Below are 11,570 nucleotides of genomic sequence, written 5' to 3' on the forward strand. Positions count from 1 at the left end.
TATGGATCTGCGTGAGTCCGAGGCGCATCGCGAGTTGCGCGCGGAACTGAGGGCGTACTTCGCGGGCCTGCTGCCCGAGGACGTGCGGCGCCGCGCCGGCGAGCAGGGCGTGGGCGGGGAGCGGTTCCGCGAGATCGTCAAGATGCTCGGCAACGACGGCTGGCTCGGCTACGGCTGGCCGGAGGAGTACGGCGGGCAGGGCAGGTCGATCGCCGAGCAGTACGTGTTCTTCGACGAGGTGCAGCGGGCCGGGCTCCCGTTCCCGTTCGTCACCGTGAACACGGTCGGCCCCACGCTGATGCGGTTCGGCACCGACGAGCAGAAGCGCAGGTACCTGCCCGGCATCCTGTCCGGCGACATCGTCTTCGCGATCGGCTACACCGAGCCCGAGGCCGGGACCGACCTCGCCTCGCTGCGCACCCGGGCCGTCCGGGACGGCGACCGGTACGTCGTCGACGGCAGCAAGGTCTTCACCAGCGGCGCCAACACCGCCGACCACATCTGGCTCGCGGCGCGCACGAACCCGGACGCGCCCAAGCACAAGGGCATCTCGATCCTGATCGTCCCGACCGACGCCGACGGGTTCTCCTGGAGCCCGATCCCGACGGTCGGCGGGATGGTCGTGACGGCGACCTACTACAACGGCGTCGCGGTGCCCGCCTCCTCGGTGGTCGGGGACGTCGACGGCGGCTGGAGCCTGATCACCACGCAGCTCAACCACGAGCGCATCGGGCTCGCCGCGCTCGGCGGCCGGATGATCCGGCTGTGGGAGGACGTCCGCGACTGGGCGCGCGGCAACGGGGTGATCGACCTGCCCTGGGTGCGGGCCGACCTCGCCCGCACGCACGCCAAGCTGGAGGCGATGCGGCTGATGAACTGGAAGATGACGATGGCGGTGGAGGCCGGGACGCTGACCGGCGCGCAGGCCGGCGCCGCCAAGTCCTACGGGACCGAGACGCACATCGAGGTCCAGCGGACGCTGACCGGGGTCCTCGGCGCCGCCGGGCGGATCCGCCCCGAGTCGCCGGGGGCCGTGCTGCACGGGCAGATCGAGCAGCTGTCGCGGCAGGGCATCGTCAACACCTTCGGCGGCGGCGTCAACGAGGTGCTGCGCGACATGGTCGCCGTCCAGGGGCTGGGCCTGCCGAGGTCGAGGCGGTCATGAGCGACGGCGAGGAGTACGAGGCGCGGCTCCAGGCGTGGGTCGGACGGCCCTACGGGGCGCGGCGCGACGGGCAGGACCCGGTGAACGTCCCCATGATCCGGCACTGGGTCGAGGCCATGGCGGACGACAACCCCGTCTACCTGGACGAGGAGGCCGCGCGGGCCACCGGCCGCGACGGCGTCGTGGCGCCCGCGTCGATGATGCAGGCGTGGACGATGCGCGGGTACGCGGCGTCGGTCCGCGCCGACCCCGCGGGCCCGGACGAGCTGACCGAGCTGCTGGCCGAGGGCGGCTACACCTCCGTCGTCGCCACCGACTCGGAGTTCGAGTTCCATCGGGAGCTGGTGCCGGGCGACCGCGTCAGCGTCGAGGAGACCGTCGAGTCGATCTCCCCGGAGAAGAGGACCGCGCTCGGCGCGGGACGCTTCGTCAGCACGGTCAAGACCTACCGCGACGGGGCGGGCGAGGTCGTCGCCACGCAGCGGTGGCGCCTCCTGCGGTTCCGGCCCGCCGACAAGCCCGCCGCTCCTGAGCCGGAGAAGAAGGCGCTGCGCCCCCGCCCGGCGATCAATCTGGACAACGCGTTCTGGTTCGAGGCGGCCCGCGAGCGCCGGCTCGTCATCCAGCGCTGCGCCGACTGCAAGTCGCTGCGGCACCCGCCGGGGCCGTGCTGCCCGCAGTGCGGCTCGTTCGACTGGGACACCGTCGAAGCGTCGGGCGACGGCCACGTCCACAGCTACGTCGTCAACCACCACCCCCGCCACCCCGCGTTCGACTACCCGCTGGTCGTCGCGGTGATCGAGCTGGCGGAGGGGACTCGGCTGATCGCGAACATGACCGGGGTCGCGCCGGAGGACGTCGAGGTCGGCATGCCCGTCGTCCTCGACTGGATCGACCCGGACCCCGACCTGTCCCTGCCGGCGTTCCGCCCCGCCGGACCGCCGCACATTTCCAAGGAGCGCTGATGGACTTCACGCTTGGCGAAGAGCTGGAGGCGGTCAGGGACCTCGCCCGGCAGATCTTCACCGACCGCGCCACGCAGGCGCGGATCAAGGACGCCGAAGGGTCCGGGCGCGGGTACGACGAGGGGCTGTGGGCCGAGCTCGGCGAGACGGGCCTGCTCGGCGTCGCGCTGCCCGAGTCCGCGGGCGGCGCGGGACTCGGCGCCGCCGGCCTGGCCGTCCTGCTGGAGGAGCAGGGCCGTACCGTCGCCCCCGTCCCGGTCTGGCCCGCCGTCGTCGCCGCGCTCACGCTCGCCTCGCACGGCGAGGACGTTCCCGCGGCCTTCGCGGACGGGACGTCGCGGCCGACCGTCGCGCTGGAGGAGTTCGGTCCCGCCGACCCCGCCGCGCCGCGCTGCGCCGCCGTCCGCGACGGCGAGGACTGGCTGCTGACCGGCACGAAGGCGGCCGTCCCGACGCCGTTCGGGGCGAGCCACGTCCTCGTCTCGGCCGCGTCGCCGCAGGGGCCCGGCCTGTTCCTGCTGGAGACCTCGGCCGCCGGGGCGTCGTGGGAGCGCGCGGAGACCACCAGCCGCGACGCCGCCGGGCACCTGACCCTGGACGGCGCCCGGGCGCGCGCCCTTCCGGACGGCGCGCTCGGCACGGCGCTGCGGCTGGCCCGCGTCTCGCTGGCCGCCGTCCAGGTCGGCGTCGCGGAGGGCGCGCTGCGCATGGCCGCCGACTACCTGTCGGGCCGCGAGCAGTTCGGCCGCCCGCTCGCCACCTTCCAGGCCGCCCAGCACCAGCTCGCCGACTGTTACATCGAGATCGACGCGCTGCGCGTCTGCCTCTGGCACGCCCTCTCTCTGGTCGACGCCGGGGAGGACGCCGAGTCCGCCGTCCTCGTCGCCAAGTGGTGGTCGGACGAGGGCGGGCTGAACGTCGTCCACCGCGTCCAGCACCTGCACGGCGGCATCGGCGTGGACGTCGACTACCCGGTGCACCGCCACTTCCTGTGGGGCAAGCAGATCTCCGGGACGCTCGGCGGAGCCTCCTCCGACCTGGACCTGCTGGGGGCGGCCCTGTGATCGGGAACGCTGTGACCAGGAGCTACGAGGACGTGGCGGTGGGGGAGGAGCTCCCCGAGCTGAGCGTCCCGCTGACCCGCACGATGATCGTCGCGACCGCGCTGGCGAGCCGCGACTACCAGGACGTCCACCACGACCCGTCGCTCGCCGTCGAGCGCGGCTCCAGGGACGTCTTCATGAACATCCTGACCACCAACGGGCTCGTCGACCGGTACGTGACGGCCTGGGCCGGGCCCGCCGCCGTCGTGAAGGCCATCAGGATCAGGCTGGGCGCGCCGAACTACCCGGGCGACACGATGGTGCTGACCGGGACCGTCGCGGCCAAGGACGACCCCGGCCGCCGGGTCGAGATCGCCGTGCGCGGCGTCAACGCGATCGGCCCGCACGTCACCGGCACCGTCGTGGTGGAGCTGCCCGCCGTCGAGGCGCCCGCAGCCGGGGAACGGGGGAGCGGCGCATGAGCGTGCTGCCAGGGGCGGCCGCGGTCGCCGGGATCGGCGCCACCGAGTTCTCCAAGGAGTCGGGCCGCAGCGAGCTGCGGCTGGCCTGCGAGGCGGTGCTCGCCGCCATCGTGGACGCGGGGCTCCAGCCGTCCGACGTGGACGGCATGGTGACCTTCACCGCCGACACGAGCTCCGAGATCCACATCGCGCGCAACCTCGGCATCGGCGAGCTGAGGTTCTTCTCGCGCGTCGGGCACGGCGGCGGCGCGGCCTGCGGCACCGTCCAGCAGGCGGCGATGGCCGTCGCGACCGGCGTCGCCGACGTCGTCGTCTGTTACCGCGCGTTCAACGAGCGGTCCGGCACCCGCTACGGCCTCGGGCAGGCCGACCGCCCGATGGACGTCAGCGCCGACAGCGCCGCGTACGCGTGGATGAACCCGTTCGGGCTCTCGACCCCCGCGCAGTGGGTCGCGATGTTCGCCCGCCGCTACATGCACGAGTACGGCGCGACCAGCGAGGACTTCGGCCGCATCGCCGTCGTCGACCGCAGGCACGCCGCCGCGAACCCGGCCGCGTGGTTCTACGGGCGGCCGATCACGCTGGAGGACCACCAGGCGTCCCGCTGGATCGCCGAGCCGCTCCGCCTCCTGGACTGCTGCCAGGAGAGCGACGGCGGCCAGGCCCTCGTCGTCGTGTCCGCCGAGCGCGCCCGCGACCTCCCGCACCGGCCCGCCGTGATCTGGGGCGCGGCGCAGGGCTCCGGCAACGACCAGCACATGATGACCAGCTACTACCGCTCGGAGATCACCGGCATCCCCGAGATGGGCCTGGTGGGGCGGCAGCTCTACGGGCAGTCGCGGCTCACCCCGGCCGACGTCCAGGCCGCGATCCTCTACGACCACTTCACGCCGCTCGTCCTGCCGCAGCTGGAGGAGCTGGGCTTCTGCGCGAAGGGCGAGGGCAAGGACTTCGTCGCCGACGGCAACCTGGAGCTCGGCGGCAGGCTCCCGACCAACACCCACGGGGGCCAGCTCGGCGAGGCCTACATCCACGGGATGAACGGCATCGCGGAGGCCGTCCGGCTCGTGCGCGGCACCTCGGTGAACCAGCCGGGCGACGTCCACAACGTCCTCGTCACCGCCGGGACCGGCGTCCCGACCAGCGGTCTGATTCTCGGAGCGGACGAATGAATGAATGAGCGGAGCGAACCGGGGGGTGTGGGGGGGCGTCCCCCCACAGGAAGTAGTGATGAGCGGAGCGAACCGGGGGGTGTGGGGGGTCGGCCCCCCACCGGCGGCGGCGCCCATGAATGGCAGGGGCGGTCGCTCGGCGCCCGGACGGTGGCCTACGACGAGACGCGGCCCATCCTCTACGCGCTCGCGGTGGGGGCGGGCGCCTCCGACCTGGACCTGGTGTTCGAGGAGAGGCTCCGCGTCCTCCCGACGTTCGTGCTGACCCTCGCGCAGTGGGCGCCGGACGTCCTGGGCTCGGCGGGCGCGTTCGACGTCCGGACGGCTGTGCACGGGACGCAGCGCCTCCGCGTCCTGAAGCCGCTGCCGCGCTCCGGCTCGGTGGAGATGAGCGCCCGCGTCACCGACGTGTGGGACAAGGGGTCCGCGGCCGTCTTCGACGTGGCGGTGCAGAGCGAGTACTTCGAGGCGACGTGGTCGCTGTTCGCGCCCGGAGGCGGCGGTTTCGGCGGCGAGCGCGGCCCGTCGTCCCGCCGCCGTCCCGAGACCGGACCGGACGGCGTGCTGACCGTCCCCACCGCGTCCGGGCAGGCGGCCCTCTACCGGCTGCTCGGCGACCGCCACCACCTGCACATCGACCCGGAGGCGGCGAAGGCGGCCGGGATGCCGCGCCCGATCATGCACGGCCTGTGCACGCTCGCGGCCGTCACCCTTCCGCTCGCCGAGTCCCTCGGCGCCCACCCCGCCGACCTGGCCGAACTCGAAGGCCGCTTCGCCGCGCCCGTCTTCCCCGGCGACGCGCTCCAGGTGAGCACCTGGCGCGACGGTTCTGAGAGCGGAGCCGTCCTGTTCGAGGCGGCCGTGGACGGGACGACGGTCATCTCCGGCGGCCGGGCCCGCTTCGGCGCGCCACCAAGCCGGCGAACCCGCTGATGGTCCCGCTGTTCGTGGACCTGGTGGATTCGGCCGGCACCGGACGGTACTTCCACGTCGCGAAGGAGAGGCTGCTCAGGGCCAGGGCCCGCGACGGCGCGCTCGCCCGCCGCCTCTGGGACGACGCCGAAGGCGTCCTCGCGGCGATGTGGCTCCGGACGCCTTGCCTCGCGCCCGGCCCCGGCTTTGCCCGGCGCTGGGCCCGGTGTTCAAGAATTCTTCATCCGCCGTCACCGGACCGGCATCGCCCGTTTCGTCGCAGCTCAGAGGCCATCGGCCGGCGATAGACGTCACCTTCCGACCAACGGCGGCGCCGCGCATGGGCAAAGCGTGACATTTATTCGGATTTGTCGAAAATGTCACCGTCGCAGTGCCGTCGTTCCCGCTCCCCCTCGGGGCACTGGCCCCGGCCCGGGGACGACTGCGGAAAGGCATCCCGATGCGACGACTTCTCACGTTCGCGCTCCCCGCCGCCCTGAGCGCGGCCCTGCTCGGCACGGCGGCCGCGCCCGCGTCCGCGACGCCGCCCAACATCCCGTCCGCGTCCACGGCCGCGAGCCGCCTCGCCACCCTCACCGTGGCCGCCGAGTCGCACGGGAGCACCTACGACCGCGACCTGTTCCCGCACTGGATCACCATCTCCGGGACGTGCAACACCCGCGAGACCGTGCTCAAGCGGGACGGCACGAACGTCACCACCGACTCCGCGTGCGCCGCGACGTCCGGCAGCTGGTACTCGCCCTACGACGGGGCCACCTGGAAGCTGGCGTCCGACCTCGACATCGACCACATGGTCCCGCTCGCCGAGGCGTGGGCGTCCGGCGCCTGGTCCTGGACGACGTCCCGCCGCCAGTCGTTCGCCAACGACCTCGGCGGCCCGCAGCTGTGGGCCGTCACCGACAACGTCAACCAGGCGAAGAGCGACAAGGACCCGGCCGAGTGGCAGCCGTCGGTCACCTCCTTCCGCTGCACCTACGCCCGCGCCTGGATCCAGGTGAAGTGGTACTGGGGCCTGACCGTGGACAGTGCGGAGAAGAGCGCGCTCAACACGATGCTCGGCAGCTGCTGACCGACCCCGCCGGCGCCCGCGAGGACCTCCTCGCGGGCGCCGGTGCGGCCAGGGCCCTCAGCCCGCCCGGTGGCGCAGGAGGGCGGTGGCGATGGCGACCTGGGCGGGGTGCAGCGCCGTCTCGCCGTCCTCGACGTCCCACAGCGCGTTCTGCAGGACGCGGCCGAGCGTCCAGCCGGTCGCCCGCTGCCGGTCCAGGCGGAGCGCATCGGTCAGGAGATCGAAACGGCGCAGGACCGCCCGGGTCACGTCGCCGCTCGCGACGACCTCGTCCCACCGGTTGTCCAGCGCCGGCAGCAGGTCGAAGCCGGGGTCGCCGGCGAGGGGCTTGGGGTCGATGGCCAGCCACGGCTCCCGCTCCGCGGCGAGGACGTTGTCGTAGTGCAGGTCCCAGTGCAGCAGCCGGTCGCCGGGTTCGCCGACGAGTTCGGCGACGGCGGACGCGCACGTCCGCACCAGCCGCCGGTCGGCCGGGTCGGCCAGCGCGGGCACGGCCCCGGGAACCTGGTCGAGCATGTCGGCGGCGATGTCGGCCAGACGGCGCAGCCCCTCGGGCGCTCGCACCGCGACCAGGCGCTCCAGCAGCCCGGCCAGGACGCCCATCGCGGTGTCGTCGTCGGCCACGGACGACAGCGGCCGGGCCGCGTCCAGGCGTTCGAGCAGCATCGTTCCGGTGTCAGGGTCGTGGTCGAGCAGGCGCACCGACCCGTCGCCGTCCCACACGCGCAGGCCGACCGGTTCGGTGGCGTGCTCGTCGGTGACCGGCTGGAGCTTGAGCGCGGCCGGCGTGCCGTCCGCGCGGGTCACCGGCAGCACGAGCGAGGCCATGCCGTGCCGTCCCGGACCGTCCGGGCGCAGCGCCCAGCGGTCCAGGAAGGCGGCGGCGAGGTCGGGCAGCGCGGCGATCCAGGCGCGGCCGGACGCGCCGAAGTGCTTGCTGTGGGAGGCGGCGAGCGCCTCGGGAACGTCGATGCGGATCGACGTGGACATGGTGACGTCTCCTTCGTTGGCTCCGGTTTCGGTCGCGTGTCACGAAGGAGACGTCGGCGGTGCCCGGCTCGCGGGCAGGGGTCAACGCATGCCCCGAAGTCTACCGATCTTTACGACGGCGCGGTCTCGGCGGCACGCCACATCCGCAGGTAGGTCTCCGCGCCGCGCGCCATGTCCTCGGTGATCTCCGGTCCGCCGACCGCGCGGAGGTCGGCGAGCCAGTCAGGGACGAGGCCGTAGTTCGCGACGCCCTCGGTGCCCAGGTCCCAGGTGCGCTGCCCGGTGCGGAGCCGGTCGAGCTTCACCGCGGGGTCGATCGGCGAGGTGAAGGGGTACCGCAGCGGGCCCGCGGCCCCGCCCGTGCGGGGCTCCGGAAGCGCGCCCATGCCGTTGGCGTCGAGCCCGTACCCGTAGCCGAACGGGCGGGCGGGGTCGCGCTGGGCCTTGTTGCGCCGCCACTCGGCGGTGAAGCGGTCGGCCGCGCTGCCGTACCCGGCCACCATGCCGCCGAGCCGGTAGACGCGGGGCAGGTAGGTCGCGTCCATCCAGCTGTGGGACGAGATGACGCCGGGGTACCGCGCGGCCTCCAGGAGGCCGAGGGCCTGCCCGGCGGCCTTGGCGCTCATGTGGTCGACCTCGACGATCATGTGCCGCTTCATCATCCCCTGGATCATGTAGGCGCCGAGGTCGCTGAGCCCCCGGACGTTGCAGTGCGGGGCGCTCGGATAGATCGGCAGCGTGATCCCCGCCAGCCCGAGCAGCTTCAGGATCGGTTGCAGGGCGTCGCCGACCTCGCCCGCCGGGGCGATCGTGTTGTCGTGGGCGGGTCCGGTGCACGTCTCGGCCTGCCAGAACCGCCCGGTGCCGAGGAAGTTGGCGAGGTTCACGAACGCGCCCGCCACGCCGCCGTCGTACCGCACGCCGCACAGCGCGTTGTCGTACTTGTGGCACACGAACATCGAGGCCACGCCGAGGCTCCGCGCCTCGTCCAGCCCCCGGTCGATGTCGGCGCGGGTGCAGGCCGGGGCGCCGCCCACCAGCCGGCAGCCGAACGGCTCGGAGGTCTCGATGCCGAGGACGACGGCGAGCTTGCCGTCCTCGATGACCTGCCGGGCCTGCGCCGAGTCGCGCACGATCCGGAACCAGCCCTTGCCGGAGCCGCCGCTGCGCTCGTCGATGAAGCTCTGCATCTCCCGCATCCGCTGCGCCTGGACGCGGATCGAGGCCATCTCGTCGCAGGCCGTGCGCTTGAGCGGATAGATCTCGCAGAGCTGCCGGTTGTCCACCAGATGGTTGACGAGGACGCGCTGCCCGGCCCGCCAGGACCGCTCCAGCCACTCGTAGTAGACCTGCTGGTGGGTGCGGGAGTCGTAGGCGGGCCAGTCCTTGAACGTCGGCCAGCCCGTCGGGTCGTGGGTCCCGAACGGGGTGCCGTACCTGAGGAAGTTCTCCCACCAGGCGAGCACGCCGTTGCCGGCGTGGTCGGGGCAGTCGCGGAGCGCCTCCTCGATGCCGTCCGGGTCGAACGGCTTGCCGCACATGAGCGCGCCGCCGAACGCCTCGTACGCCATCAGGTGGCTGTGGGCGTCGATGTAGCCGCGCACCTCGGGCGGCTCGCCCTCCGCTTGCGCGCGGGGGACGGACAGGAGGGCGAGCAGGAGAACGAGAAGGATCGGAACGCAGGCGGCACGGCGGACGGGCATGGGGCACCTCGGCCGGGGGGAGACGTCCAGTGGCTCTCAGCCGAGTGAAACACCGATCCGAGTAAATGTGAATAGTCCTCACATCATCGCCGGTCAGCCCGGGTGCCCCGGGCCGGCGAGCTGCGCGACGGCTAGCGGCACACCCTCTTCACGACCTTGCCGTCCCTCTCGTAGGTCTTGCACGTGCGCCCGCCGCCGCCCGGCCTCGCGGTCGCGGGCCCGGTACCGGTAGGCGACGGCGCCGTGGCGGGCAGGACGGTGATCACCGGCAGGGTGCCCTGCGCGTAGGCGCCCAGGGCCTGCGGGGAGTACCGGCGGCCCCTGACCTCCAGGCTGGTGATCGCCGGTGGCGAGAACGGGATCACCAGGTAGCGCCCCGGCCGCAGCCTGCCGTTCGAGGGCACGGTGACGGTGTAGGTGGTGGTGAACTCGCCGACCCGCCAGCCGCCGGGCGCCGCCCCGTCCCGCTGCGGGCCCGGGGTCGACCGGCCGGGGACCCACAGCGGCGCGGGGCCGGTGGGCAGCGTCCCCTCGGCGCCCGCCGCCACGGGGTAGAACGAGAGGCGCCCGTCCACCGGGGTGGCGCCGAACCGGCCGGAATGCTCGCCGGGAGGGTTGCGGGACTTGGCCGTCGCCACGAGGGAGACCCGCGTCCCAGGGGTCGCCCTGGCGGGCGTGACCGAGAAGTCGTAGGCGAAGCTCGGCCCCTGTGAGGTCCCGTAAGGCCGGCCGTTGCGGATCCCGAGCCGGAGCTGTCCCGTCGCCTTGCCGCCGACGGTCGTCGGGGCCGGTGCCGGGGTCGCGCCGCCCGAGCGGGGGCTCGCGCCGGTGTGCGTCGTGCCGCCCGCCTTGTGCTCGCGCAGGACGAGCCCTCCGGCGGTGAGCACGGCCCCGGTGGCGAGCGCCGCTCCGACGACAGCGATCTTGCTGCTGCTCACCTGGCGGAGGAGGCCCTTGCTGTGCCGCGCCGCGTCCGCCCCCTGAGTGGCCACGGTCTGCTGCACGGACGTCGTCCCGGGCGCCGCGTCCGGGCCGGCGAAGGAGCCCAGCATCGCCAGAGGTGCGGCGGACGCGAGCGCCGCGACCGCCACGGCCAGCGCGCGGACGCCGCGCTGCTCCCAGTCCGGCCCGTAGGCCGCCACGGCGGTGCGCTCCAGTTCGGCGACGAACTCGCCGGCGTTCCACAGGCGCTGCCCCGGGTTCTTGGCCAGCCCGCGCGCCAGCATGGGACGCACCGGCTCCGGCACGCTCTCCAGCGGGACCGGCGTGTTGAGGTGCTGCGCCATGAGCTGCGCCGTGCTGCCGCCCCTGTAGGGCCTGGCGCCGGTGAGGCATTCGAAGAAGACGCAGCTCGCCGCGTAGATGTCGGTCGCGGGGGAGGCGGGCTCGCCCTGCCACTGCTCCGGCGCCATGTAGGCGGGCGTGCCCGCGCGGGAGCTCTGGCCCGTCAGGACGGCGATCCCGAAGTCGATGAGCTTGCTGGCGCCCTCCGGCTGGACGACCACGTTCGCCGGCTTGTAGTCCCGGTGCACCACCCCGACCGCGTGGGCCGCCGCGAGCCCGAGCAGCGAACCCTTGAGCACGGTGAGCGCGGCCTCCGGCGCGAGCCCCCCGTCTCCGTGTCGGTCCAGTACCGCACGGAGCGACGTGCCGGTGACGGCCTCCATCACGATGGCGGCGCCGCCCGGCCCCTCCACGTACCGGTACAGGCGCGCGACGTGCGGGTTCGCGACCCTGGCGAGCGTCTCCGCCTCCCGCCGGAAGACCGCCAGGCTCGCCTCGTCGGCCTGCGGCGCGGGCGCCAGGTACTTGATCGCCACCAGTGCGCCGTTCCCGCCCCTCGGCTCGGCCAGCACGACCCGCCCCTGGGCCCCCGACCCCAGCTCCCTGATCTCGTCGAACCCGTCGACCCGCCACTCGTTCATCGAAGCCTCCGGCCCCCGCGCCGCACTTCGCGACCGGATACGCAGTTCACGGAAAGGTAGTGGACACACCCGGTTGATCTAGACGCGCCTACACCCTCGTTTGTTGGGACGAGACGGATGTAC

10 protein-coding genes are annotated in these 11,570 nt (G+C 73.5%); 7 read left to right on the forward strand and 3 right to left on the reverse strand.

Annotated elements, in window-relative coordinates; all coding sequences use genetic code 11:
- Nucleotide 1: 1 nt before the first annotated feature.
- From BJY14_RS29895 to BJY14_RS29925, 7 genes are all read left to right on the forward strand, one after another.
- Nucleotides 2–1,165 carry an acyl-CoA dehydrogenase family protein gene (locus tag BJY14_RS29895; RefSeq protein ID WP_179846659.1) on the forward strand — a complete coding sequence of 388 codons (1,164 nt, stop codon included), beginning with the start codon at nucleotides 2–4 and terminating at the stop codon, nucleotides 1,163–1,165.
- Nucleotides 1,162–2,130: a bifunctional MaoC family dehydratase N-terminal/OB-fold nucleic acid binding domain-containing protein gene (locus BJY14_RS29900; protein ID WP_179846660.1), complete on the forward strand. Its 969-nt coding sequence runs from the start codon at nucleotides 1,162–1,164 to the stop codon at nucleotides 2,128–2,130. Before BJY14_RS29895 ends, BJY14_RS29900 begins: the two co-directional genes overlap by 4 nt.
- Nucleotides 2,130–3,194: an acyl-CoA dehydrogenase family protein gene (locus BJY14_RS29905; protein WP_179846661.1), complete on the forward strand. Its 1,065-nt coding sequence runs from the start codon at nucleotides 2,130–2,132 to the stop codon at nucleotides 3,192–3,194. The genes BJY14_RS29900 and BJY14_RS29905 overlap by 1 nt, the downstream gene beginning before the upstream one ends.
- Complete coding sequence (locus BJY14_RS29910; protein ID WP_179846662.1) at nucleotides 3,191–3,655, forward strand: MaoC family dehydratase; 465 nt, start codon at nucleotides 3,191–3,193, stop codon at nucleotides 3,653–3,655. The genes BJY14_RS29905 and BJY14_RS29910 overlap by 4 nt, the downstream gene beginning before the upstream one ends.
- A complete protein-coding gene (locus BJY14_RS29915; protein WP_179846663.1) occupies nucleotides 3,652–4,827 on the forward strand; it encodes a lipid-transfer protein in 1,176 nt (391 codons plus the stop codon). Before BJY14_RS29910 ends, BJY14_RS29915 begins: the two co-directional genes overlap by 4 nt.
- Before the next feature lie 81 nt (nucleotides 4,828–4,908).
- Nucleotides 4,909–5,760, forward strand: a complete 852-nt coding sequence (locus BJY14_RS47425; protein ID WP_312879470.1) for a MaoC/PaaZ C-terminal domain-containing protein — start codon at nucleotides 4,909–4,911, stop codon at nucleotides 5,758–5,760.
- A 439-nt stretch (nucleotides 5,761–6,199) separates the two neighbouring features.
- Nucleotides 6,200–6,829 carry an HNH endonuclease family protein gene (locus tag BJY14_RS29925; protein WP_179846665.1) on the forward strand — a complete coding sequence of 210 codons (630 nt, stop codon included), beginning with the start codon at nucleotides 6,200–6,202 and terminating at the stop codon, nucleotides 6,827–6,829.
- A 57-nt stretch (nucleotides 6,830–6,886) separates the two neighbouring features.
- On the opposite strand, the gene BJY14_RS29930 is transcribed toward BJY14_RS29925, so the two are convergent.
- From BJY14_RS29930 to BJY14_RS29940, 3 genes are all read right to left on the reverse strand, one after another.
- Nucleotides 6,887–7,819 (reverse strand): aminoglycoside phosphotransferase family protein, encoded by a 933-nt coding sequence (locus BJY14_RS29930; protein ID WP_179846666.1) that lies wholly within the window; start codon nucleotides 7,817–7,819, stop codon nucleotides 6,887–6,889.
- A gap of 110 nt (nucleotides 7,820–7,929) precedes the next feature.
- Nucleotides 7,930–9,522, reverse strand: coding sequence for an amidohydrolase family protein (locus BJY14_RS29935; RefSeq protein WP_179846667.1), 1,593 nt, complete (start codon nucleotides 9,520–9,522; stop codon nucleotides 7,930–7,932).
- A gap of 131 nt (nucleotides 9,523–9,653) precedes the next feature.
- Nucleotides 9,654–11,447, reverse strand: a complete 1,794-nt coding sequence (locus BJY14_RS29940) for a serine/threonine-protein kinase (RefSeq protein WP_179846668.1) — start codon at nucleotides 11,445–11,447, stop codon at nucleotides 9,654–9,656.
- Nucleotides 11,448–11,570: the final 123 nt, after the last annotated feature.

This window comes from Actinomadura luteofluorescens, from assembly GCF_013409365.1.
Classification (GTDB): domain Bacteria; phylum Actinomycetota; class Actinomycetes; order Streptosporangiales; family Streptosporangiaceae; genus Spirillospora; species Spirillospora luteofluorescens.